A 23,102-nucleotide genomic window follows, 5' to 3' on the forward strand; every position below is an offset into this window, starting at 1 on the left:
CATCTCCCCCGTTCCGTCATCGCCTGCGGCGCCCGAACAGGCCCGCGTGCCCGGCGGTCGGCGGCGCCCCGAACAGCACCATGTAGACCACGTTCAGCACGAGCAGGTAGCCCATCCACGTGACGACCGTCTTCAGCCAGCCGAGCATCCTCCAGAACAGCGACTCGGGCTGCGGCTTCACGTCCATGCGGACCTGCTGCCGGACGGACGCGCCGGCGCCGTCGGCCATCGTCACGGTGAACGTGCTGGTCCCCGCCTCCTTCGGCCGTCCGGTGAGGGTGCCGTCGGGCGCGACGCCGAGGCCCTTGGGCGGCTCTCCGGCGACCTTCCACGTGTACGGCGGGGTGCCGCCCTCGCCCTTGAACACGTGCCGGTACTCCCGGCCCGCGCGGGCGCCGAGCAGCGACACGTCGGACGCGACGCGCGGCGGCGGCGCCTTCGCCGCGCCCTCCCCGGCGGGCCGCACGGTGAACGCCAGGTCGCGCTGCGCGGACGTCCCCGCGCCGTCGGTGACCTGCACGGTCGCCTGCGTCGAGACGGCCCCGGCGGGCGTGCCGCGCACGACGCCCGAACGGTCCAGCGCCAGGCCCGGCGGGAGCGCCCCGACAGCGTCCGCCAGGCGTACGTGCCGTCCCCGCCCCGGACCGCGAGGGTCAGCTCGTAGGGCCGCCCGGCCACGGCCGCCGGGGCGGAGCGGGTCTCCACGCGCGGCGCGGCGTCCGGCTTCCCGCCGCGCGGCTCGGCCTGCGTGCTGAACGCGCTCGTCACGCTCAGCACCACGGCCACGAACATCAGCGTGGCGATGACGATCAGGAGCATGTCGACGAAGCGCAGCTCCACCGGATGCTCGGCGCCGCGTGCGCGCCTGCGTCCGTACACGGGCGCGGTCACGTCCGCCGCCCCGGCCCGCCGCCTTCACCCGGGCGGTCGTCGTCGGCCGCGCCCGGGTCCGATCCGAGCGCGGAGCCCGGGAAGACCGGGCCGAGCCGCCCGCTCGGATGGACCGGCCCGGCGCGCCCGCCGGAGGCGGGGGGAGCGCTCGCGCGGGGGGTGTCACGGCCGCCGGGGGCGCCCGGACGGCCGCGCGTTCCGCCGGTTCCGCCCGTTCCGCCGGGGCCGGTGGGGCCGGTGGGGTCGGTGGGGCCGAACAGGCCGTTCGGGCCGCCGAGGCCGGGCGGCAGGCTCGGGCCCGCGGGGCCGCCGGCCGGGTCGGCGCGCCCGCCCGAGGCCGGCGGGCCGGCGAGGCCCCGCGTCACGATCAGGTCCTGGCCGAGGCCGTCGCGGATCGCCTCCAGCCGCCCGTCCACCGACTGGAGGAGCGCCTGCACCTGCTGGAGGTCGAGCGCGGGCAGCCGGCCCCCCGCGTCCGACACCGCGCGCGACGCGGTCTCCAAGTGCGAGACGAGCCGGTCGAGCCCCCCGCTGACCTGCCCCTCGCGCTCGGTGAGCTGCGTGATCTGGTGGCCGAGCGCCCGCGCGGCCTCCCCGTCCAGCCCGGCGCCCTCCGTCGAACGGGTCAGCCCGGCCGCCGCGATCGCCGTCAGCGTGGTCTCCTCCACCGCCAGCAGCACCGACTGCTCCCGTGAGCCGGTCCAGGTCAGCAGCAGGTGGCAGATCACGCTGGCGGCGAGCGCGAACAGCGTCACCCCGAACGCGTCGGCGAGCGGCGGGACGACGTCGCGGACGAGCGCGTCGCGCAGCGCGGCGTACCCCTGGGCGCCGCGCACGCTCTCGCCGAGGCCGTCCACGGCCTTGGCCATCTCGGCGGCGGTGCCGAGGAACCCGAGCGCGGGCATCGCCCACACCACCGCGCGCGCCGGGCCGTACGCCACGTCGCTGCGCGCGTGGTCGATGTCGGCGCGCGCGGCGAGGACGGCGGACGCGGTGTCGCGGTCCCAGTCGGCGTCGTGGAGCACCGCGGCGATGCGCCCGCCGACGAGGCCGCCCGCGAAGCGCGCGGCCGTCACGGGGTCCCTGTGGGTCGCGAGCAGCCGGGCGGCCTCGGGTCCGCGCTCCTTCGGGTCGGGCCTGAACAGCTCGGCCGCCGTGGTCACGGTCGCGTTCTCGGCCGCCGCGCGCTGGAAGCGGGTCAGCGCGAACAGCGTGATCCACAGCATCGCGGCGAGGACGATCGCGGCGATCGCGCTGACGGCGCCCCGGCTCTCCAGCAGGTCGCCGACGAACGGCACGCCGCCGAGCAGGCCGAGCGGCACCGCCACGGCGGTGATCGCGACGGCGACCAGGCCGGTCAGCGCGAACCTGGTGGGCGGGCGCTCGCGCGGCGGGGGACGGACCGTCCCGGCGTGCGCGGGGCGCCGCCCGCGCCGCGGGGCGCGGCGGTCGAGGGGGTGTGTCTGGGCTCCACCGGTCTCAGCTCCTCGTGGTGTCGGTGTGGTGGGGGTCGTTGAAGATCAGCCGCCAGTCCCGCGGCCGGCCCTCGCGGACCGGCCGGACGCGGACGTGCACGGCGTCGCCGTCGCGGACGCGCACCCGCGCGTCCACCGGCTCGGGCTCGGCCGCCCCGCGGCGCAGCAGCAGCGGCCGGTTGCGGCCGCGCGGCACCAGCCACCAGGCGCCGTCGTCGCGGACGAGGCGGCAGTGGTCGCGGTGGACCAGGTCGGAGTCCACCGCGATGTCGGGGGTCTCGCCGGGGAACGGCCGCCCGATCCGGACCTCGTCCCGGCGGACCGAGCCGTCCCGCAGCGTGTAGTCGCTCTCGCGGCCGTCGGGGTCGAGGACGCGCAGGTACACGCGGGCGCGCGGGCCCGCGGGCAGCTCGACGGGCGCGCCGCCCGCGATCCGTTCGGCGAGCGCGGCGGCCTCGCCGGGCGACAGGTCGGGCGGCAGCGTCCCGGCCGGCGGCGCGGCCTGCGCACCCGCCGCGCCTCCCAAGCCCGCCGCGCCGCTCGCGGTCCGGCCGCGCAGGGCCCGCAGGTGGGCCTCCAGCACGGCCTGCGGCGCGGGCCGCCCGAGGTCGACCAGGTACGGGCCGGTGAGCGCGCGGCACTCGCGCCACACCTCCGGCCGCGCGACGACGGCGAGGTAGGACCCGTGGTCGACGAGCCGCGACGCGTGCGTCCGGAGGTCCTCGGCGAACTCCGCGCCGGGCCGGTCGGCGTCCGGGGCGTTGAGGTCCAGGACGTAGCCGCACCCGGAGTGCAGGGGCAGGGCGGCGACCGAGGGCCGGTCCCAGTGCTTGAGGACGTCGAACAGGCTGATGCCGTTCTCCAGCGACAGCTCGTCCAGCAGCCGCAGCGCCGTGGTGCGGCGCCCGCCCGGGTCGCCGACCAGCACGACGAGATGCAGCGCGCGCAGCAGCGAGCGCGCGCGGGCCGCGCCGGGCGCCTCGGCGTAGCGCTCGCGCGCGACGTCGAGCTGCGCCGCCGGCACGGGCCGCACCTGGGGCCGGGCGTCGCCGCCGACGAACGTCAGCGAGCTGTTGTCGACCCGCCCGGCCTGGACGACGTTCCCGGCGGACCCGGTCGTCATCCGGTTGCCGGTCCCCTGCCCCACGACGGGACCGGGGGTACGGCCCCGGCCGGGCCGGAGGGTACGGCCTGCTCGCTCGGCGCGGGCTGATCGTTCCGCGCGGGCTGGGCGCCGTGGCGGTCCGGATTGGCGCCGGCCCCCAGGACGGCTTGGGGACGTACAGCCAGGCGGGCTCGGCGAACCGCTTCACCCTGGCGTCCACGCGGCGCAGCTCGGAGGGGCGCAGCGCGGTGTAGCCCGCCTCGACCACGTCCTCGTACACCCGCCGCGACACGATGCCCGCGACGAGCGTCACCTCGGGGTCGGCCGCGGCGAGCGCGGCCCGCAGCGGCCCGCAGTCGAGGAGGCGGTGCGCGTCGTTCATGGGCTTGCCGACGCCGTTCGCCGCGCCCTCGCCGCCGCCGTCGGGCAGTGGGCCGAGGTGGACGCTGACGCGCATCCGCATCCGCGCCCCCGGGTCCTCGGCGCGCAGCCGGACGGCCTCCTCCTCCAGCACGCACTGGAGCTCGTTCAGGAACGGGTGCAGCAGCAGCGGCGTGCGCTCGACGGGCAGCCCGAGCACGTACCCGTCGCCGGTGCCCTGCGGGAACCGCCGTTCGGCCCAGTCCAGCCCCGAGCGCCGCATCGCCGTCTCCAGCACGCGCGGCACGGCCTCGCTGAGCCCGGTCAGCGACGCGCTCGGGTTGGCGGTGAAGCGTTCGAGGTCGACGGCGAGGACGGTGACGTACGACGGCAGGTGCCTGCTGAAGCGGGGGCCGGGTGTCGGCATCGGAACGGCCACGTGCGTCCTCCGAGGGGCGGCGGCGGGTCACCCCAACCTTGACCCAGCCCCGCCGGGACCGGTGCCCAGAAATGTGCACACCCGGCTCTTCACTCCGCCGGCGGTCGCGGCGGGCGTGCTCGGGAGGACGGCGGGAGGCGGGTCAGGCGTCGTCGGGCGGCACGGCGCGGGCGCGCAGGGCGTCGATGTCGCGGACGACCACGCGCTGCCGGAACGTGTCGACCACGCCCTCGTCGCGCAGGCGGGCGAGGAGGCCGACGACGGTGTTGCGGGCGGCGCCGATCATGCGGCCGAGGTCCTCCTGCGACATGCCGACCTCCACGACCGCGCCGCCCTCGCCGTCGGGCTCGGCGAGCCGCAGCAGGGTGCGGCACAGCCGCTGGTACATGGGCAGGACGGCGAGCTCGGCGCGGTACGTCTCGGCCTCCTTCAGCCGCCCGAACGAGTGCCGCAGCAGGAGCCGGGCGAGGGTGTGGCGGGAGACGAAGCCGACGAAGAGCGGGCCCGAGACGGCGTGCACGTCGCAGGCGTCGACGGCCGAGACGGTCGCGGTGCGGGCCGTCCCGTCGAGGACGGCGATGTCGCCGAGGATCTCGCCGGGGCGGCGGATCGCCAGCGGCATCTCCACCCCGTCGATCTCGTACTGGGAGATCCGCACGCGGCCCCGCACCAGGACGAACACGACGTCGCCGGGGTCGCCCTGGCGCATCAGCACCTGGCCGGCGGGCCGGTTGACGCGCGGGCCGAGCGCCAGCAGCTCGCGCCAGAGGGATTCGGGCAGCATCGCGCCGAGGCCGGTCAGCCGCGTCCGGTGGTCGGGCATGGTGTCCCCCGGGAGTGATCCGGCAGGAGGTTCACAGGGATTGTCACACGGCGGGACGCCGCGCGGGCGAAGCGTGAGGATCTCAGCCGAGGTCGGCGATCGCGGCGACCGTCCCGCCGCCCGAGGGCCCCTAGTGGACGGCCGCGACCGACACGAACACGGCCGGGTCGCCCGTCACCGACGCCGCGACGCCGCCGACGCACGCCTTGATCTGGCGGTGCCAGTGCACGTCGGAGTCGTCCAGCATGATGTTGCGGCGGCCGCGCACCGAGCCGGACGGGTCGGCCTCGCACTTGACGAACACGTTGACGAGCCGCCCGCCGAGGTCGCCGGCGCGCGGGCGCTCGGGCAGGTCGAGGCCCGTTCCGCGGATCGCGGTCCAGATGCCGTCGGCGTCGAGCGCGTCGGCCATCACGCCGTGCCCCGCGCGGTAGCGCCCGCCGATGCCGCGCACGTTGCCGACGACGACGATCTGCGCGCGATCGAGCTCGACGCCGGACGAGCACGAGGCGACCGACGAGTACAGCGACAGGTCGCGGTGGATCCGCTCCGCGGACGGCGGCTCGATCTCCCCGAGCGCGACGGCGATGCCGAGCGCGGTGGTGGAGTTGGACACGTCCATGGAGGCCAGGGTGTCGTCGGTGACGACGTCGCGGCCCCGCGACCGCGCGTCGTTGATGGTGCCGAGGGTCAGCAGCGGCGTCTTGGTCTGGACGTAGTGGACGTCGGCCGGGTCGTCGATGCCGGCGGCCCTCATCGCATCGCGGACGCCCGCCGCGACGGTCTCGACCATCGCGGGACGGCCGATGTCCTCGGGCGGGATCTCCGCGCTCATCGCGACGCCGACCGACAGCCGCGGCTCGTCGGTGGCCGGGGCGCGCGCAGGGTCCACCGTCGCGAACACGGTCGCGTGCGGGCTGAGCACCCCGTCGGTGCCGCCGGACCACACGAGCGGGACGCGCGCCACCTCCTGCGCCGTGCGGGTCCCCTTCGCGACCAGCACCTCGCGGAACGCCCGGTCGGCGAGCAGCCGCGTGTAGTCGTTGACGCCGCCGTTGCCCTCGGTCTTGCCGACGACGGCGAGGACCCGGTCGGCCTCCAGCACGCCGTCGTCGATCAGCCGGGCCAGCCCGGACGCGTCGGTCACGCTCTCGATGGGGATCTTGCGCACTTCGATCGGGTCGGGCACGGGGCGCCTCCTCGCTGTCTCACCACCGTGTCTGTTCCCCGTCCGCCCCCGACTCCATGCCCGTTGCGCCCCATAAGTCCCGGGCGTACGGGACCCGGGCGCGGGACCGGCGCGGGGCCGGGCGCGGGACCGGGCGCCGCGCGGGGGTCAGGTCAGGCGGGCGAGGCGTTCGACGGCCTCGTCGATGACCTCGTCCTTCTTGCAGAACGCGAACCGCACGAAGTGCGCCCCCGCCTCGCGGTGGTCGTAGAAGACCTGCGTGGGGATCGCGACCACGCCCGCCTTCTCCGGCAGCGCCCGCGCCAGCTCCATGCCGTCGGTGAAGCCGAGCGGCCTGATGTCGGCCTGCACGAAGTAGGTGCCCTGCGGCCGGTACGTCCGGAAGCCGGCCGCCTCCAGGCCGCTGACCAGCCGGTCGCGCTTGGCCTGGAGCGAGACGCGCAGCTCCTCGACCCAGCCGAGCTCGTGGCGCAGCGCGTGCGCGGCGGCCCGCTGCCAGGGCCCGCCGGCCGCGTAGGTGGTGAACTGCTTGACGGTCTGCACGGCCCGCACGTACGGCGCGGGCGCGGTGACCCAGCCGGTCTTCCACCCGGTCACCGAGAACGTCTTGCCCGCCGACGACACCGACACGGTGCGCTCGCGCATCCCGTCCAGGCTCGCGAGCGGGATGTGCTCGGCGCCGTCGAACGTCAGGTACTCGTACACCTCGTCGGTGATCGCCACCAGGTCGTGCTCGCGGCAGACCGCGGCGACGGCCTCCAGCTCGCCGCGGGTGAACACCGTGCCCGCCGGGTTGTGCGGCGAGTTGACCAGGATCGCCTTCGTGCGCGGCCCGACCGCCGCGCGCAGCTCGTCCGGGTCGAAGGTGAACCGCCCCTCCGACGGGCGCAGCGTGACGGGCCTGCGCTCCGCGCCCGCCAGCGCGATCGTCGCCGCGTACGAGTCGTAGTAGGGCTCGAAGACGACGACCTCGTCGCCGGGCCCGGCGAGCGCGAGCACCGAGGCCGCGATCCCCTCCGTGGCCCCGACGGTCGCGTAGACCTCGGTCGCCGGGTCGTACTCCAGCCCGTACCGGTCGCGCCGCTGCGCGGCCACGGCCTCGCGCAGCTCCGGCAGGCCGGGGCCGGGCGGGTACTGGTTGCCCCCGTTGCGGATGGCCTCGACGGCCGCGTCCAGCATCGAGGGCGGCCCGTCGGTGTCGGGGAAGCCCTGTCCGAGATTGATCGACCCGGTCTCCACGGCCAGCGCGGACATCTCCGCGAAGATCGTCGTCCCGAATCCCTGCATGCGAGGCACCAGCGGCTCAACCACGCCGACCATCATCCCCGATCGCCGCCCGGGCGGACCCCGGGGGCGCGCGCCGTTCCGACCGTCCCCGGCGGCCCGGCACGGAGGGTCTCGGCTTGGTTGCCGATCGGTTAGGTCCGTTCATAAAGGTTGATTCGGTCACACCGCCGCCTGATCATGCCGCGGTATGGGCGGTGACAGCGGTACGAGCCGGGCGGACGGCGCGAGCGGCGCGGAGGGGGCGGGGCTGCGGCGGGGGCTGCGGCCCCGGCACCTGCGGATGATCGCGCTCGGCGGGATCATCGGGGCGGGCCTGTTCGTGGGCAGCGGGGCGGTGATCCACACGGTGGGGCCCGCCGCGGTGCTGTCGTACGTGGTCGGCGGGCTGCTGGTCGTGTTCGTGATGCGGATGCTCGGCGAGATGGCGTCGGCGGAGCCCGCGATGGGGTCGTTCATGGAGTACGCGCGCGAGTCGCTCGGCGGCTGGGCGGGCTTCACCGCGGGCTGGCTCTACTGGTACTACTGGGTCGGCATCGTGGCGTTCGAGGCGGTCGCGGGCGCGCAGATCCTCCAGAAGTGGGTCCCGGGCGTCCCCCAGTGGGGCTTCGCGCTGGCGCTGATGCTGGCCCTGACGGTGACGAACCTGCTGTCGGTCAGGTCGTTCGGCGAGACCGAGTACTGGCTGGCCTCGGTGAAGATCGCCTGCATCGCCGTCTTCCTCGTCGTGGGCACGCTGTTCGTGCTCGGCCTGTGGCCGGACGCCTCGGTGTCGGTGGGCAACATCGCGGAGGACGGGTTCGTCGCCAAGGGCTGGTTCGCGGTCGTGCACGGCGTGGTGATCGTGATCTTCTCCTACTTCGGCGCGGAGGTCGTGACGATCGCGGCGTCGGAGTCGCGCGAGCCCGCCAAGGCGGTCGCGGCGGCGACGGTGACCGTGGTGTGGCGGGTGCTGCTGTTCTTCGTCGGGTCCGTGCTGCTGCTGGTGATGATCACGCCGTGGGAGCGGATCCCGGACGAGGGCAGCCCGTTCGCGGCGGCGTTCGACCGCTTCGGCATCCCGGCCGCCGAGCAGGTGATGAACGTGGTCGTGCTGACGGCCGTCGTGTCGGTGCTGAACTCGGGGCTCTACACCGCGTCGCGGATGCTGTTCGCGCTGCGGGAGCACGGCTGGTCGCCGTCGTGGGTGGGCGACACCGGCCGGCGGGGCGTGCCCTGGAAGGCGATCGTGCTGAGCACGCTCCTCGGGTACGTCGCGGTGGTGATGAGCTTCGTCTCGCCCGACCGGGTGTTCTACTTCATCATCAACTCGGCGGGCGCGGTCGCCCTGTTCCTGTACGGGATCATCGCGCTGTCGCAGCTCCGGATGCGGGACCGGCTCGAACGTGACGCGCCCGAGCGGCTCCGGCTGAAGATGTGGCTGCACCCGTGGCTGAGCTGGGCGACGTTCGCGTGCGTGGTGCTGGTGCTCGCGTCGATGGGCCTGGTGTCGGAGACCCGTTCGCAGCTCGGGCTGAGCGTGGTCAGCCTGGCGTTCATCCTGGCGGTGTACGCGGCGGTGACACTGCGGGCCAAGCGGACGGCGCCGCCCCCGCACGCGTGACCCCCGGCGCGCCCCCCCGGCGTGACCCCCGGCGTGACCCCCGGCGTGACCCCCGGCGTGACCCCCGGCGTGACCCCCGGCGTGACCCCCGGCGCGCCCCCGGCGTGACCCGCGGCGGTCAGATCCAGCCCATCTCGCGGGCGGCGCGCACGGCGGCCACCCGGTTCGGCTCGCCGAGCTTGGCCATCGCCGTGGACAGGTAGTTGCGGACGGTGCCCTCCGACAGGCGCAGGAGCGCCGCGATCCGGGACGTCTCGGTGCCCGCGCCGACGAGCCGGAGGATCTCGCGCTCCCGCTGGGTGAGCGGGTTGTCCCCGGCGGCCATCGCGCTCGCGGCCAGCTCGGCGTCCAGGTACCGGCCGCCCGCGTGGACCTTGCGGATGGCGGCGGCGAGCTCCTCGGTCGGGGCGTCCTTGGCCACGAACCCGCGGACCCCGGCGGCCATCGCCCGGCGCAGGTAGCCGGGGCGGCCGAAGCTGGTGAGGACGCACACCGAGCAGCGGGCGCCGGCGTCGCGCAGCTCCTCGGCGACGGTGAGGCCGTCGGCGCCCGGCATGTCGATGTCGAGCACGGCGACGTCGGGGTCGCTGCCCGCGACGGCCGCGGCGACCTCGTCGCCGCGCGCGACCTCGCCGACCACCTCCAGGTCGTCCTCCAGGCCGAGCAGCGCGGCGACCGCGCCGCGGATGAGGTGCTCGTCGTCGGCCAGCAGCACCGTGATCACGGCGCGCCCCCGGCCGGGACCGGCGCGCCCTCCGGCGCGCCCGCGGGGGCGGGCGGGTCGCCGACCGGGATCACCGCGCGCAGCAGGAACCCGTCGCGGCCGTCGGGGGCCGCGCTCAGCTCGCCGCCGACGACCGCGACCCGTTCGGCGAGGCCGGTGAGGCCCGAGCCCGCGCCGTCGCCCGGACCGCCGGACAGCCCGTCCCGGCCGCCGTCCGCCGCGCCGGGACGGGCCCCGTCGTTGCGCATCTCCAGCACCACGGCCCCACCGTAGGACGCCAGCGTGATCGCGCAGCGGCGGGCCTCGCTGTGCTTGATCACGTTGGTGGCGCCCTCCCGGATCACCCAGGCGAGCACCGACCGGACGTCGGCCGGCAGGCCGGACGGCGGCGCGGCGGTCTCGCAGCGCACCCCCGCCGCCTCCAGCACCGACCGCACGCCCGCGAGCTCGGCGTCCAGCTCGACCGCCCGGTAGCCGCGCACCGCGGACCGCACCTCGCGCAGCGCGTCGCGGGCGGCCTGCCGGACGTCGGCCATCTCGGCGTGGGCGCGGTCCGGGTCCCGTTCGGCCAGCCGCATGGCCAGCTCGCTCTTCACCGCGATCAGCGACAGGCTGTGGCCGAGCAGGTCGTGCAGGTCGCGGGAGAACCGGAGCCGCTCCTCGGTGACGGCGAGCCGGGCCTGCGCCTCGCGCGCCGCGTGCGCCTCCTGGTGCAGCTCCCAGATCCGCCGCTGGTACTGGTTGGTGTAGACCAGCCCCCAGCACACCAGGAAGAATCCGCCGACCGAGAGGGGCGGCGCGTACCAGTGCTCGGCGTACCAGGAGGCCGGGCGCGGGTTCGCGACGGCGATCAGGACGCTGACGTACGCGGCGGCGGCGAGGCACAGGACGAGCTGGTCGCGGCGCCGGGTCAGCGTGAGCGTCACCGCCGCCACCCAGAACACCGGGACCGCCGCCCAGATCTCGCTGGTCAGCATCATCAGCGTCAGCGGCGCGGCGAGCACGCCGCTCAGCACCAGGTCGCGGCGCGCCGCGCCGCCGTGCATGCTGCCCCGGACGAGCCGCGCGTACAGCCACAGGTGCAGGACGAGGGCGGCGGCGACGAGGACGAGCAGGGGCAAGCCGATCTCGGACCGCGTGTACGACTGCGCCAGCCCGACCGAGGCGGGGGAGATCAGCCCGAGCGCGGCGAACAGGTAGGACCGGTAGGTCATCCGCCGGTACTCCTCGAACCCGATCGCCGCCCGTTCCTCCAGGTCGGCCGCCGTCGGCGTCTCCATGGGACTCCTCCCCCTCCCTCGGGCGGAAACCCTATCCGCCGCCGGGAGCGGCGGGCTCCCGGCGGAACCGGCGTGCGGCCGGGCGCGGCCGGGGCGCGCCGCCGCCGGGCCGGACGGCGGGGACCCCAGGTTCGCGGAAGGCCGCGCGCCGCGGTAGACGCGGGTGTCACCGGTTCCGGACGCGCCTGTCAGGCGTTCGGCATGACATCTGTCATCCGCGCCGCTCCCAGCGAGGACGCCGAGGCCGCGCGGGGCCGGTGAACGCCCGCCCGCCTATAGTAGGTAAGCATTCACTCACCTGCCGAGGGGGCCTTTTGAGCGCGCGCGAACGGATCCTGGACGCGGCCGCGGAGGTCATGCGCGAGCACGGCGCGGTGGGCGCGACGACCAAGGAGATCGCGCGCGCCGCCGGCTACTCCGAGGCGCTGCTCTACAAGCACTTCCGCGACAAGGAGGAGCTGCTGCTGTGCGTGCTGAAGGAGCGGATGCCCTCGTTCGCGGGGGCGGGCGCCCCGGGCGAGGGGACGGTGGAGGGCAACCTCGTCGCGTTCGTCCAGGGCGGGCTGCGGTTCTACCGGCGCGCGTTCCCGATGATGGCGTCGATGGCGTCCGCGCCGAGGCTGCTGGCCGCGACCCGCGACGCGCTGAGCAGGTACGGCGCGGGGCCGCGCGCGCCGGTCGCGAACCTCGCCGCCTACCTGCGCGCCGAGCAGGGCCTCGGGCGGGTGGACGCGGGCGCCGACGCCGACGCGGCGGCGGCGCTGCTCCTGGGCGCCTGCTTCCAGCAGGGCTTCCTGCGCTACTTCGACGAGGGCCTGAACGGCGAGGAGATCCCGAGGCAGGAGGCCGAGCGGCTGGTCCGCGCCCTGCTGCCCGTGCTGCTACCCGGCGGCCCGGCGCTCGCGGCGCCGGTTGGCGAGCGCCAGGACTAGGCCGATCGCCAGCCAGACCGCGCCCGCGACCTTGGCGAGCGTCCCGGCCAGCACGATGATCCAGATCGCCACCGCGGCGCCGAGCACCGGGACGACCAGGTGCGGGAGCCACGCGCGGCTGCCGCGCCGCACGACGAAGTAGCCGACCACCGAGGCGTGCAGCATGGTGAACGCCGCGAGCGCGCCCATGTCGACGACCGACACCAGCAGGTCGAGGCCGTCGTCGCGGCGCGCCGCCCACACCGACACGACCAGCGTCAGCCCGGCCGTGGTGAGCAGCGCGGTGCGCGGCACCCGCGAGCGCGGCGCGACGCCCGCGAGCGCGCTCGGCAGGCCCCGGTCGCGCGCCATGCCGTACAGCAGGCGGGACGCGGCGGCCACGGCGGTCATCGCCGAGAACGCCGGGCCGACGCCCTTCACGATCGAGAACGCCTTGGACAGCCACGGCCCGACCGCCGAGTCCGTCATCGTGTAGAACGCCGTCCCCTGGTCGGCGGGGTGCTCGGCCAGCTCCTGCGGCGTCACCGGCATCAGCAGCCCGGCCAGGTACGTCTGCACGACGAACAGCAGGCCCGCGAGCCCGAGGCAGAACAGCACCGCCCGCCCGACCTGCCGCGAGTCCCCCGTGCTCTCCTCGGCGAACGAGGCGATGGCGTCGAAGCCGAGGTAGGACAGCACCGCGACCGACACCGCGCCCATGACGAGGGTCAGCGAGCTGCCGCCCGTCCCGAGGAACGGCGAGTCCCAGGGGCGGGCCGGGCCGTCCACCGCGAGGACGACGAGCGAGGCGGCCACGAAGACCACCAGCAGCACGATCTCCACGACGATCACGACGAACCCGACGCGCGCCGCGACCCGCGCCCCCGCGAGGTTGAACGCGGTCGTCACGGCGAACGCGATCACGGTGAACACCCACGACGGCACGGACGGGACGAGCGAGTGCAGCGCGATCCCGCAGAACAGGTACGCCACCGACGGGATCAGCAGGTAGTCGAGCATCGCGAGCCAGCCCGCGAGGAACCCGGCGGGCCGTCCGAGCCCGGCGCTCGCGTACGCGAACACCGACCCGGCGTGCGGGACCTCCCGCGACATCTGCGCGTACGACCACGCGGTGAACCCCATCGCGACCGTCGCGACGGCGTAGACGGCGGCGACGGCGCCGACGCTCTTGGCGTCCAGCACCCCGTACACCCCGACCGGCGCCATCGGCCCGATGAACAGCAGGCCGTACACGACCAGGTCGCGCGGCGACAGGCTCCGGTCCAGCGCCCGGGCGTCCTCCATGGCTCTCCTCCGGTCCCTCGGCGGCTAGGCGTTCCGGGGGGCGTCCGCCGCGGGACCGCCGGGGCGGCGGTCGCGGGACCGGACGAAGTCGATCTCCTCGGGGGCGCGGCCGGGCCAGGTGAGGCGGGTCGGCGCGGCGGGGGTCTCGGCGACGAGCCGGCCGTGCGCGACGACGTGCGAGGGCCGCACCTGGCGGCGGACGGCGTCGAACGGGGACGCGGCGGGCAGCAGGACCAGGCTCGCCGGGCGGCCCTCGGCGAGGCCGTACCGGTCGCCGAGGTCCAGCACCCGCGCGGCGCGCTCGCCCACCATCGCGAACGCCTCGTCGATCTCGGCGGCGCCGGTGAGCTGCGCGGCGGCGATCCCGGCGAGCGCGACCTGGAGCGGCGACGCGGTGCCGAGCGGGAACCACGGGTCCATCACGTCGTCGTGCCCGAACGCCACGTTCACCCCGGCGCCGAGCATCTCCTTGACCTGGGTGAGGCCGCGCCGCTTCGGATAGCCGTCGAACCGGCCCTGGAGGCACAGGTTCGCGAGGGGGTTGCAGACGAGGTTGATCCCGGAGCGGGCGAGGATCCGCTGGAGCTTGTAGGAGTAGGCGCCGTTGTAGGAGCCCATCGCGGTCGTGTGGGACGCGGTCGCGCGCCCGCGCAGGCCGCCGCGCCGCGCGAGGGTCGCGAGCACCTCGACGAACCGCGACTGCTCGTCGTCGATCTCGTCGCAGTGCGCGTCGAGCAGCAGCCCGTGCCGCTCGGCGATCCCGAACGCGATCTCCAGGGAGCGGACGCCGTCCTCGCGGGTGTCCTCGAAGTGCGGGATCGCGCCGATCGCGTCCACGCCGCGCCGCGCGGCCTCCTCCAGCAGCTCCTCGCCGCCGTCGAACGACAGGATCCCCTCCTGGGGGAACGCGACGAGCTGGAGGCCGATCACGTCGCGGACCCGCTCGCGCACCTCCAGCATCGCGTCCAGCGCGACGAGGCCGGGGTCGGTGACGTCCACGTGGCTGCGGACGTGCAGGACGCCGTTCGCGGCGTACCAGCGCAGCACCTCCGAGGCGCGTTCGACCACGTCGTCGCGGGTGAGGGCGCGCTTGCGCTCGCTCCAGACCGCGATGCCCTCCCACAGCGAGCCGGAGGCGTTCCAGCGCGGCTCGCCCGCGGTGAGGGTCGTGTCGAGGTGGACGTGGGGCTCCACGAAAGGCGGGCGGGCGAGCGCGCCGTCCGCGTCGGCGAGGACGTCGCCGCGGCCCTGCCCGGCGGGGACGATCCGGCCGAAGCGGTCGCCCTCGACCTCGATGTCGTGGAGGCCGTCCCGCCCGTCCAGGCGGGCGTTGCGTACGACGGTCATGCCGGGGTCCTGCCTTTCGCGCGGGCGGAGAGGAGCAGGTAGAGGCCGCCCGCGACGGCCGCGCCCGCCAGCCAGGACAGGTCGACGCCGCCGAGCGCCCGCGCGGCGGGGCCCTTCAGCGCGTCCGGGACGCCGTACTGGAACGACCAGGTCGCTGCGGCGCCGAGGACGAACGACACGAGCGCGTCCCAGCGGAAGTCGCCGAGCCGCGAGCGGCCCGGCGGGTCGTAGAGCGCCGGGACGTCCACCTCCTGCCGCCGGACGACGTAGAAGTGGACGGCCATGACGGCGGCCCACGGGACGACCCAGGTGACGAGGCCGGCGAGCCAGGCGTCCAGCGTGTGCGCGAAGTCCTCCTGGAAGACCAGCAGCACCGTGAACAGGGTCGCGAACGCGCCGACGGCGTAGGAGACGGTGCGGCGCGACACGTCCCAGTCGAGCGTCTGCGCGCACAGGGAGCAGCTGTAGACGTTGAGGACGTTGGTCGCGATGGGGCCGTGCACGACGAGCAGCAGCACGGGAACCGCGAGCGCGCCGAACGAGTCCACGATCAGCTCGCCGGGGTCGGTGGTCCGGCTGACGGTCGCGAGCGACGCGCCGAGCACGCCGAGCCACACGACGGGGAGGAACTGCCCGAGCACGCTCGCGCCGTACAGCCTCGCGCGCGGCACCGACCTCGGAACGAAGCGGGAGTAGTCGGAGGCGTAGGCGAACCAGGTGATGCCCCAGCCGACGCCGATCGCGGTCATCACGGTCGTCATGGCCGAGAGCCGGTCGCGCCCGTGCAGGCCCTGCCCGGCGAAGTCCCACTTCACCCCGGTCCTGCTCCAGGCCACGATGGTCATCGCGGCGAGCACGGCCAGGGTGACCGGAACGGTCCACTTCTCGAACAGGTTGATCGCGTGGAAGCCGGACGCGGCGATCCACACCTGCAATCCCATGATCACCACGACCACGACGATCTTGACGGCGTTCCCGCCGTGCACCCCGAGCTGGCCGAGCAGCGCCATCACCAGGTCGAGCACGATCCAGGTGTTGACCGCGCACCAGCCCGCCGACATCACGCCCTGGAGGGCGGCCGGCAGGTACGCGCCGCGCCGGCCGAACGCCGAGCGGGCCAGCACCATCTGGGTCACGCCCGTCCGCTGGCCCATCAGCACGAACAGCCCGAACACCGACATCCCGACGGCGTTGCCCGCCACCAGCACGGCCACCGTGTCGGCGAGGCCGAGCCCGAGCTTGATCCCGAGCGCGCCGAGCACCCAGTTGATCGGGGCGATGTTGGCGCCCGACCAGATCCAGAACTGGCTGACCGCGGTCGACTCCCGGGCCGCCGCCGGGACCGGGTCGAGCGAGTGCGCGGCGTCCGCCGCGTCCGGGGCGGCCTGTGAGGATGACATCGGAGCAGTACCCTACCGACCCCCTCACCGGCGGACTCGCGGCGCGGCCCCGTTTTTGCACCGTTCCAGAATCGCGCCTCCGCGGGCGGCCCGCCGGGCCGCGCTCCGGCGGGTCAGTGCGCGCCGTCGCCGAGGCGGGTCTTCACGACCTTGCCCATGGCGTTGCGGGGCAGCGACGCGACGAGGTGGACGGTCCGCGGGCGCTTGTGCGCCGAGAGCCGTCCGGCGACGAAGTCGATGAGCTGCCGCTCGTCCGCGCCGTCCGCGACGACGTAGGCGGTGACCTGCTCGCCGAGGTCGTCGTGGGGGGTGCCGACGACCGCCGCCTCGCGCACGGCCGGGTGGGCGAGCAGCGCGTTCTCGACCTCGCCCGCGCCGATCCGGTAGCCGCCGCTCTTGATCAGGTCGGTGGAGGCGCGGCCGACGATGCGGTGCCAGCCGTCCGGGCCGATCGTCGCGATGTCGCCGGTCCTGAACCAGCCGCCCTCCGCGAACGCCGCGGCCGTCGCCTCGGGCCGGCCGAGGTAGCCGCGGAACAGCATCGGCGCGCGCAGGTGCAGCTCGCCGGGGGTCTCGCCGTCGGCGGGCACGGCCGAGCCGTCCTCGGCGACCAGCCGGGTCTCCACGCCGGGCAGCGGGGTGCCGACGTGGCCGGGGCGGCGCTCGCCGTCCGCGCGGGCGCTGACCGTGATCAGGGTCTCGGTCATCCCGTACCGCTCGACGGGCCGGTGCCCGGTGAGCGCGGCGAGCCGTTCGAAGACGGGGACGGGGAGCGGCGCGCTGCCGGAGACGAGGAGCCGGGCGCCGCGCAGCGCCCGCGCCGCGTCCTCGTCGGCGGCGGTCCGCGACCAGACGGTGGGGACGCCGAAGTAGAGCGAGCCGCCGTGCTCGGCGCGCGCCGCCGCGTACGCCTCGGGGCGGGGCCGCCCGGTGTGCACCAGCGGCGACCCGACGCGCAGCGGGCCGAGCACGCCGAGGACGAGCCCGTGCACGTGGAACAGCGGGAGCCCGTGCACGAGGACGTCGTCCGGTGTCCACGCCCACGCGGCGGCGAGCGCGTCGAGCCCGGCGGCGATGGCGTCCCGCGAGATCAGCACGCCCTTCGGGGCGCCCGTCGTCCCGCTGGTGTAGAGGATCATCGCCGTGCCGTCGCCCGCGCCGGCCTCCGCCGTCCCGCCGCCGGAGCGGGGCAGCCCGTCCACCGGCAGGAACGGGGGGTCGCCGTCGGCGGGCTCGTGCGCGCCCGCCGCGCCGAGCAGCAGGCGGGCGCCGGAGTCGCCGAGGATGTGCGCGCGCTCGGCCGGTCCGGAGTCGGGCGGCAGCGGCACCACCGGCACCCCGGCGAGGAGCCCGCCGACCACGGCGGCCACGGTCTCCGCCGACGCCGTGGCGTGGACGGCGACGGCCTCGGCCCCGGCGATCTCGGCCGCCACCGAGGCGGCCCAGCCGGCCAGCTCGTCGCGGGGCAGGTCGCGCCCGGCGATCCGCAGCGCGCCGCCGCCCGCGATGCCTCCGGCGCCGAACAGTTCCGTCATCGATCCTCCGGACAAGCGCGTACTCCCTCGGCCTCGGCTTCCGGCGGCGTGCGGGCGGGGACCCGTACCGCCTCCCGGCAGTATGCCGTCCGCGCCGCCGCGTCCCGTCCGCGCCCCGCCCGCGCGTCCTCGCGCGCGTCCCGGCGCTCGGCCGGGCGGGTGCCACGGCGCGCGTCGCGGCCGGTGAGGACGGCTCCGGCGGACGCGGCGCTGACGCAGCCGACGGCGGCCCACTGCGTCCAGCTCAGCCGCTCGTCCAGCAGGACGATCCCGGCGATCGCCGCGGCGGCCGGTTCGAGGCTGACCATCACGGCGAGGACGCGTTCGGGCAGGCGGCGCAGTGCGGCGAGGTCGAGGGACCACGGCACGGCGGCCGAGAGGAGGGCGACGCCCGCGCCCGCCGCGAGCAGGCCCGGGTGCAGGAGCCGTGTCCCGCCGCCGAACGCGCCGAACGGCAGGGCGAGCAGCGCCGCGAACGCGACCGCCCACGCGAGCGTCGAGCCGTCCGCCGAACGGGCCCCGGCGCGCTTGTTGAGCACGAGGTACAGGGCCATGAACGCGCCGGAGCCGAGGGCCAGCAGCACGCCGGACACCGAGGTGACGCCGCCCGGCCCGTTGATCAGCACGACTCCGGCGGCGGCCAGCGCCGCCCAGCCGACGTCGGCCGCGCGGCGCGAGCGCGCCAGGGCGAGCCCGAGCGGGCCGAGGAACTGCACCGTGGAGGCGACCCCGACCGGGAGCCGTTCGATCGCCGGGTAGATCAGGTGCATGCCCGCGATCGCCGCGCCGAGCGCCGCGACCAGCCCGGCCGAGGCGCGGCCCGGCCACCGCGGGCGCCACAGCAGCAGCAACAGCAGCGCGGCGAACGCCAGCCGCAGCGAGACCACGCCCGCCACCCCGGCGGCGCCGAACAGCCCCTTCCCGAGCGCCTGCCCGAACTGGACGGTGACGACGCTGCCGAGCACCAGGACCGGCGCGGGGACCGTACGAGAGATCATGCGGGCAGTCTGGGCAGGACCGACCTTTCGGGTCCATCTAAAGATTTCGCATCACATCATGTTGAATGGCCACATGATCGACCCTCGGCTCCAGACCCTCCGCGTGCTGCGCGAGCGCGGGACCGTCACGGCCACGGCGGAGGTGCTGCACCTCACGCCCTCGACGGTGTCGCAGCAGCTCCGCCAGCTCGCCCGCGACCTCGGCGTGGAGCTGCTGGAGGCGCAGGGCCGCCGGGTCCGGCTCACCGCCGCCGCGCACACCGTCCTCGACCACGCCGACGTCCTGCACGCCCAGTGGGAGCGCGCGCGGGCCGACCTCGCCGCGCACCGGGACGGGACGGCCGGGCGGCTGCGGCTGTGCGGCGTCTCCAGCGCGCTCGCCGCGCTGGTCGCCCCGGCCGCCGTGCTGCTGCGCGAGGAGCGGCCCCGGCTGGACGTCCGGATGAGCGAGACCGAGAGCGGGGACGCGCCCGCCCTGCTGCTCGCCCGCGCCGCCGACATCGCCGTGCTGATCCCGACGGCCGAGAGCCCGCCGTCCGACGACGCCCGCTTCGAGCAGCGGCCCCTGCTGGACGAGCCGCAGGACCTGCTCGTCCCGTCCGGGCACCCGCTCGCCGCGGGCGGCGCCGCCGAGCTCGCCGAGGCGGCGGCCGAGCCCTGGATCGGCTCGCCGGGCCGCCCCGACCAGCACCATCTGATGCTGACCGCGTGCGCCGCCGCCGGGTTCACCCCGCGCATCGCGCACCACGCCAACGAGTGGTTCGCGGTGTCGGCGCTGGTCGCGGCCGGGTTCGGGATCAGCCTCGTGCCGCGCCTCGCGCCCCTGCCGCCGGAGGACGAGGTGGCCCGCGTCCCGCTGCGCGGCGATCCGGTGCCGTCCCGCCGCATCATCACCTGCGTCCGCCGCGGCGCCGCCCGGCAGCCCGCGGTCGCGCACGGCCTGGCGGCGCTGGGCCGCGCCGCCGCCGCCCGGCGCTGACCGCCCGTTGACGGGCCGTTGACGGCCCGCCGGAAAGGGGCAAGATCACCGTCATGGACGAACTCCGGCTGTCGACCGCGCTCGACCACCTGGACCCGTACGCGCCGCTGGACGACCTCGAACCGCTCCGCGACATCGTGGGCTCGGCCCGCGTCGTCGCGATCGGCGAGAACTCGCACTACATCCGCGAGTTCGCCCTGCTGCGGCACCGCGTGCTGCGGTTCCTGGTCGAACGCTGCGGATTCACCGTGTACGCGTTCGAGTCGGGCTTCAGCGAGGGCTTCGCCGTGGACGCGTGGATGCGCGGCGAGGGATCGCCGGACGACATCGGCGCGCTCGCCGAGACGTCGATCCCCTGCGGGACGGCCCGGCTGTCGGAGGTGCACGACGCGCTGCGCTGGCTGCGGTACCGCGGGGGCCGGTTCGCCGGGATCGACGTCCCGGAGGCGGCGGGTTCGCTGCTGCCGTCCCTGCGGCCCCTGTCCGCCTACCTGGCCGAGGCCGATCCGGACGCGCTGCCCCTGCTCGACGCGGCCCTCGCCACCGCCGAACGGATCGCGACGACGTCCATGGCCCTCGCCGCCCCGGCGTGGGCGCGCCTGGACGCCGCCGAGCAGGACGCGCTGACGGTGGCGCTGGCCCGGCTGCACCACCGTTTCCGGGCGATGCGGCCGTCGTACGTCGCGCGCGGAGGAAGCCGGGCGTACGACGTGGCGATGTGGCGGCTCCAGGGCGCGTGCGACACCGACTACCACGTGCGCGCGATGGCGGGCTCGGGCCTGACCGGCGACGGGTCCGCCCGCGAGGCGTACATGGCGGGGTCGGTGCGCTGGCACCTGGACCACGCCGAGCCGTCCGACCGGTTCGTCCTCGCGGCGCACAACGCCCACATCCAGAAGACGCCGGTGCTGTTCGAGGGCAGGCTCGCCGCGCTGCCGATGGGGCACCACCTGGACGCCATGCTCGGCGGCGACTACGTCTCCCTCGGCGTCACCTGCGGCGGGGGACGGACGGCGGCGCTGCACAACGACGAGTCGGCGCCGTTCGGGTTCCGGGTGGACGACACCGCGCTCGCGCCGCCCGAGGACGGCAGCGTCGAGGCGCTCCTCGCCGGCACCGGCTTCAGCCTGAACGACCTGCGCCGCGTCCCGGACGTCGGCCCCCGCCCCGACAGGATCCGCCTGGACAGCGGCTACATCCGCACCCCCGTGCTGGACGCGTTCGACGCGATCTTCCACGTCCCCGAGTCGAGCGTCAGCGACGAGACCGGCCTGTGACCCCGGACCGGTGTGGCGGCAAACCGGCATCGGTTGGCTTTTTATCGGAAGCCTGACACCGGCGTCCCGGGCCACGCTCGGAGGATGTTGAGGATCAATCGGTCTGAGCCGATCCCGATGCTGTCGGTGGGGCACGCCTGCGTGGACGTCTACCAGGGCGCGGTGCCCGCCGTGGTGCCGTTCCTGGTGTCGGAGCGGCACTACGGCTACGGCGCGGCGTCGGGGATCGTGCTGGCCGCGACGCTGCTGTCGTCGGTCGTCCAACCGGTGTTCGGCGTGCTCACCGACCGCCGGGCCATGCCGTGGCTCGTCCCGGTGAGCATGGTCGCGGCGGGGCTCGGGATCTCGGCGAGCGGGCTGACCGGCTCGTACCCGCTGATCTGGGCGCTGGTCGCGCTGACCGGGCTCGGCGTCGCCGGGTACCACCCGGAGTCGGCGCGGCTGGCGCGCCGCGCGAGCGGCGGCGGGCACGTGCGGATGAGCTGGTTCGCGCTCGGCGGCAATGTCGGCTTCGCGCTCGCGCCGCTGCTGGTCACCCCGGTCCTGAGCGCCGGGGGCCTCGCCGCCTCGCCGCTGCTGTTCGCGCCCGCCGCGGTCGGGGTGCTGCTGACGCTCGTGGCGATGCGGACCGTGAACGCCGAGGACGGTCCCGCGGCCGGACCCGCCCGGCGCGGCGAGGACGACTGGCGGTCGTTCGGGCTGCTCACCGCCGGGCTCGCGTGCCGTTCGGTGGTGTACGTCGGGCTCGGCGCGTTCGTCGCCCTGCACGTCCGGCACACCGTGCACGCGCCGGGCGCGGGGGCCGCCGCGCTGTTCACCCTGTACGCGGGCGCGTCGGCGGGGACGCTCATCGGCGGGCGGCTCGCCTCCCGGTACGGGCGCGTCCGGATCACCGGCGCCGCCGCGCTCGCCGCCATCCCGGCGGTCGCGGGCGCGGTGCTCGTCCCCGGGTACGCGGTGTACCCGTTCGTCGCCGCCACGTCGATGGCCCTGTACGTGCCGTTCTCCCTCAGCCTGACGCTCGGGCAGGACTACCTGCCCGGACGCCTCGGCACCGCCAGCGGCGTCACCCTCGGCCTCGCCGTCACCGTCGGCGGCCTCGCCACGCCCGTGATCGGGTTCCTCGCCGACGCGACCTCGCTGCGCGCCGCGCTCGTCCCGCTGATCGCGTTCCCGGCGCTGACCTGGCTGTTCACGCACCGGCTGCCCGAGCCGGGCCGCCGCGAGGAGCCACGGGCCGCCACCCCCGAACGGGCGCGCGGCTAGTCGCGCCAGGCGCGGCGCAGCTGGGCGCGGAGCAGCGGGACCGGGCTGTCGTCGGTTCCGTGGAGCCGGTCGGCGAGCCGGACCAGCGTGTCGTACCGGGCCAGCAGGACGCCGCGCGCCGCGACCTCGGCCGCGTGGCCCGCCGCGACCGCGATCCGCGCCGCGGCGGGCGCGCCGACGGAGATCGCGAGCCCCGCGACGTCCTCGGCGGGATCGCCGACCGCCGCGTCCGTCCAGTCGAGCACGCCGCTCACGCGCCCCAGGCCGTCCACGAGCAGATGCTCGCCCTTGAGGTCGCGGTGCAGGACGACCGGCCCGCCCGCCGCCTCGCCGTCCGCCCGAGGCGGTTCGGCCGCGACGGGTTCGCCGCCGCCGCGGAGGAGCCCGGCCGCCCGCGCCGCGTCCTCCCGCACCGAGGCGAGCGAACGCGGCGGCTCGCGCGGCAGGCCGAGCGCGGCGGCCTCCTCGACCGGCGCCGAGCGCAGGCCGGACAGGAGCCTCGCGAGATCGCGCTCCCCGGCGGACGACACGTCCCTCAGCTCGGCGGACGTCCCCGGAAGCCGCACGTCGACCGTGTACGCGAGGCCGGGCGCCCACTCCCCCGCCGCGACGCTCTCCGCCACGCCCACGCCGGGGCGCCGGGGGTCCCGGCGCCGACGCGCGGGCGCACGGCGTCCCGCAGCGCGAGCTCGACGCGCTGCCGCCGCGAGGTGTCGGCGTCGAGCGCCAGCCGCAGGACGTACCGGTCACCGACCCACCAGGTCGAGTGCTCGCCGCCCTCCCCCACGAGCCGCGCGTCGAGCCGTTCCCCGAACGCCTCGCGCACCAGCCGTTCCACCGCGCCCCGCTCGGGACCGCCATCCGACATCCCGTGATCATGACATGCCCGCCCGGACGGTACGGCCGGAGTG

19 protein-coding genes and 1 pseudogene are annotated in these 23,102 nt (G+C 75.9%); 5 read left to right on the forward strand and 15 right to left on the reverse strand.

Translation table 11 applies throughout. The features are described 5' to 3' along the window. Positions 1–16: 16 nt before the first annotated feature. The 6 genes from GEV43_RS54485 to GEV43_RS01095 all read right to left on the reverse strand — a co-directional run bounded on the left by GEV43_RS54485 (position 17) and on the right by GEV43_RS01095 (position 7,602). A complete protein-coding gene (locus tag GEV43_RS54485) occupies positions 17–919 on the reverse strand; it encodes an Ig domain-containing protein (RefSeq protein ID WP_309239376.1) in 903 nt (300 codons plus the stop codon). Continuing rightward, positions 888–2,219 (reverse strand): hypothetical protein, encoded by a 1,332-nt coding sequence (locus GEV43_RS46730; protein WP_164717126.1) that lies wholly within the window; start codon positions 2,217–2,219, stop codon positions 888–890. The genes GEV43_RS54485 and GEV43_RS46730 overlap by 32 nt, the downstream gene beginning before the upstream one ends. A gap of 151 nt (positions 2,220–2,370) precedes the next feature. Then, a complete protein-coding gene (locus GEV43_RS01080) occupies positions 2,371–3,513 on the reverse strand; it encodes an FHA domain-containing protein (protein WP_206681033.1) in 1,143 nt (380 codons plus the stop codon). Between the two features lie 899 nt (positions 3,514–4,412). Further along, positions 4,413–5,093, reverse strand: coding sequence for a Crp/Fnr family transcriptional regulator (locus GEV43_RS01085; protein ID WP_160819110.1), 681 nt, complete (start codon positions 5,091–5,093; stop codon positions 4,413–4,415). A 130-nt stretch (positions 5,094–5,223) separates the two neighbouring features. After that, positions 5,224–6,282: a ring-opening amidohydrolase gene (locus GEV43_RS01090; protein WP_160819111.1), complete on the reverse strand. Its 1,059-nt coding sequence runs from the start codon at positions 6,280–6,282 to the stop codon at positions 5,224–5,226. A gap of 147 nt (positions 6,283–6,429) precedes the next feature. Further along, a complete protein-coding gene (locus tag GEV43_RS01095) occupies positions 6,430–7,602 on the reverse strand; it encodes a pyridoxal phosphate-dependent aminotransferase (RefSeq protein WP_175250217.1) in 1,173 nt (390 codons plus the stop codon). 154 nt (positions 7,603–7,756) lie between these two features. Between GEV43_RS01095 and GEV43_RS01100 the strand changes: the two genes are divergently transcribed. Next, positions 7,757–9,169: an amino acid permease gene (locus GEV43_RS01100; RefSeq protein ID WP_160819112.1), complete on the forward strand. Its 1,413-nt coding sequence runs from the start codon at positions 7,757–7,759 to the stop codon at positions 9,167–9,169. A gap of 118 nt (positions 9,170–9,287) precedes the next feature. Here GEV43_RS01100 and GEV43_RS01105 read toward each other — a convergent pair whose 3' ends face one another. After that, positions 9,288–9,893 carry a response regulator transcription factor gene (locus tag GEV43_RS01105; protein ID WP_160819113.1) on the reverse strand — a complete coding sequence of 202 codons (606 nt, stop codon included), beginning with the start codon at positions 9,891–9,893 and terminating at the stop codon, positions 9,288–9,290. Next, positions 9,890–11,173 carry a sensor histidine kinase gene (locus GEV43_RS01110; protein WP_241682725.1) on the reverse strand — a complete coding sequence of 428 codons (1,284 nt, stop codon included), beginning with the start codon at positions 11,171–11,173 and terminating at the stop codon, positions 9,890–9,892. The genes GEV43_RS01105 and GEV43_RS01110 overlap by 4 nt, the downstream gene beginning before the upstream one ends. Positions 11,174–11,487: 314 nt before the next feature. Here GEV43_RS01110 and GEV43_RS01115 point away from each other — a divergent pair, with 314 nt between their 5' ends. After that, positions 11,488–12,105 (forward strand): TetR/AcrR family transcriptional regulator, encoded by a 618-nt coding sequence (locus GEV43_RS01115; protein WP_160819114.1) that lies wholly within the window; start codon positions 11,488–11,490, stop codon positions 12,103–12,105. Here the strand turns inward: GEV43_RS01115 and GEV43_RS01120 are convergent. The 5 genes from GEV43_RS01120 to GEV43_RS01140 all read right to left on the reverse strand — a co-directional run bounded on the left by GEV43_RS01120 (position 12,055) and on the right by GEV43_RS01140 (position 18,669). Next, complete coding sequence (locus GEV43_RS01120) at positions 12,055–13,389, reverse strand: APC family permease (RefSeq protein ID WP_160819115.1); 1,335 nt, start codon at positions 13,387–13,389, stop codon at positions 12,055–12,057. The genes GEV43_RS01115 and GEV43_RS01120 overlap by 51 nt on opposite strands. Before the next feature lie 24 nt (positions 13,390–13,413). Then, positions 13,414–14,736, reverse strand: coding sequence for a cytosine deaminase (gene codA / locus GEV43_RS01125; RefSeq protein WP_160819116.1), 1,323 nt, complete (start codon positions 14,734–14,736; stop codon positions 13,414–13,416). Continuing rightward, positions 14,733–16,136 (reverse strand): cytosine permease, encoded by a 1,404-nt coding sequence (locus GEV43_RS01130; RefSeq protein WP_160819117.1) that lies wholly within the window; start codon positions 16,134–16,136, stop codon positions 14,733–14,735. The genes codA and GEV43_RS01130 overlap by 4 nt, the downstream gene beginning before the upstream one ends. A 113-nt stretch (positions 16,137–16,249) precedes the next feature. Beyond that, positions 16,250–17,671 (reverse strand): acyl-CoA synthetase, encoded by a 1,422-nt coding sequence (locus GEV43_RS01135; RefSeq protein WP_160819118.1) that lies wholly within the window; start codon positions 17,669–17,671, stop codon positions 16,250–16,252. Next, complete coding sequence (locus GEV43_RS01140; protein ID WP_206681034.1) at positions 17,668–18,669, reverse strand: DMT family transporter; 1,002 nt, start codon at positions 18,667–18,669, stop codon at positions 17,668–17,670. The genes GEV43_RS01135 and GEV43_RS01140 overlap by 4 nt, the downstream gene beginning before the upstream one ends. Positions 18,670–18,742: 73 nt before the next feature. Between GEV43_RS01140 and GEV43_RS01145 the strand changes: the two genes are divergently transcribed. The 3 genes from GEV43_RS01145 to GEV43_RS01155 all read left to right on the forward strand — a co-directional run bounded on the left by GEV43_RS01145 (position 18,743) and on the right by GEV43_RS01155 (position 22,191). Then, positions 18,743–19,648 carry a LysR family transcriptional regulator gene (locus GEV43_RS01145; RefSeq protein ID WP_160819119.1) on the forward strand — a complete coding sequence of 302 codons (906 nt, stop codon included), beginning with the start codon at positions 18,743–18,745 and terminating at the stop codon, positions 19,646–19,648. A gap of 53 nt (positions 19,649–19,701) precedes the next feature. Then, the gene (locus GEV43_RS01150) at positions 19,702–20,925 is read left to right on the forward strand and encodes an erythromycin esterase family protein (RefSeq protein WP_160819120.1); all 1,224 of its coding nucleotides are present in this window, start codon (positions 19,702–19,704) and stop codon (positions 20,923–20,925) included. 84 nt (positions 20,926–21,009) lie between these two features. Then, a complete protein-coding gene (locus GEV43_RS01155) occupies positions 21,010–22,191 on the forward strand; it encodes an MFS transporter (protein ID WP_241682726.1) in 1,182 nt (393 codons plus the stop codon). Here GEV43_RS01155 and GEV43_RS01160 read toward each other — a convergent pair. Next, positions 22,188–22,838 (reverse strand): annotated as a pseudogene (locus tag GEV43_RS01160) (phosphotransferase); the annotation flags it as partial. The gene GEV43_RS01155 and the pseudogene GEV43_RS01160 sit on opposite strands and share 4 nt — an antisense overlap. Next, positions 22,727–23,059, reverse strand: coding sequence for a hypothetical protein (locus GEV43_RS47785; RefSeq protein WP_206681036.1), 333 nt, complete (start codon positions 23,057–23,059; stop codon positions 22,727–22,729). The pseudogene GEV43_RS01160 and the gene GEV43_RS47785, both read right to left, overlap by 112 nt. Positions 23,060–23,102 lie beyond the last annotated feature (43 nt).

The organism is Actinomadura sp. J1-007 (assembly GCF_009793335.1).
GTDB classification, from domain to species: Bacteria; Actinomycetota; Actinomycetes; order Streptosporangiales; family Streptosporangiaceae; genus Spirillospora; species Spirillospora yumaensis.

Bases quoted from the DNA above. Each gene is read 5' to 3' on its own strand.
- GEV43_RS01085 (WP_160819110.1), bottom strand. From the start codon at position 5,093: ATGCCCGACCACCGGACGCGGCTGACCGGCCTCGGCGCGATGCTGCCC.
- GEV43_RS01110 (WP_241682725.1), bottom strand. From the start codon at position 11,173: ATGGAGACGCCGACGGCGGCCGACCTGGAGGAACGGGCGGCGATCGGG.
- GEV43_RS01140 (WP_206681034.1), bottom strand. From the start codon at position 18,669: ATGATCTCTCGTACGGTCCCCGCGCCGGTCCTGGTGCTCGGCAGCGTC.
- GEV43_RS01095 (WP_175250217.1), bottom strand. From the start codon at position 7,602: ATGGTCGGCGTGGTTGAGCCGCTGGTGCCTCGCATGCAGGGATTCGGG.
- GEV43_RS01135 (WP_160819118.1), bottom strand. From the start codon at position 17,671: ATGACGGAACTGTTCGGCGCCGGAGGCATCGCGGGCGGCGGCGCGCTG.
- GEV43_RS01100 (WP_160819112.1), top strand. From the start codon at position 7,757: ATGGGCGGTGACAGCGGTACGAGCCGGGCGGACGGCGCGAGCGGCGCG.
- codA (WP_160819116.1), bottom strand. From the start codon at position 14,736: ATGACCGTCGTACGCAACGCCCGCCTGGACGGGCGGGACGGCCTCCAC.
- GEV43_RS01150 (WP_160819120.1), top strand. From the start codon at position 19,702: ATGGACGAACTCCGGCTGTCGACCGCGCTCGACCACCTGGACCCGTAC.
- GEV43_RS47785 (WP_206681036.1), bottom strand. From the start codon at position 23,059: ATGTCGGATGGCGGTCCCGAGCGGGGCGCGGTGGAACGGCTGGTGCGC.
- GEV43_RS01145 (WP_160819119.1), top strand. From the start codon at position 18,743: ATGATCGACCCTCGGCTCCAGACCCTCCGCGTGCTGCGCGAGCGCGGG.
- GEV43_RS01155 (WP_241682726.1), top strand. From the start codon at position 21,010: ATGTTGAGGATCAATCGGTCTGAGCCGATCCCGATGCTGTCGGTGGGG.
- GEV43_RS01130 (WP_160819117.1), bottom strand. From the start codon at position 16,136: ATGTCATCCTCACAGGCCGCCCCGGACGCGGCGGACGCCGCGCACTCG.
- GEV43_RS01120 (WP_160819115.1), bottom strand. From the start codon at position 13,389: ATGGAGGACGCCCGGGCGCTGGACCGGAGCCTGTCGCCGCGCGACCTG.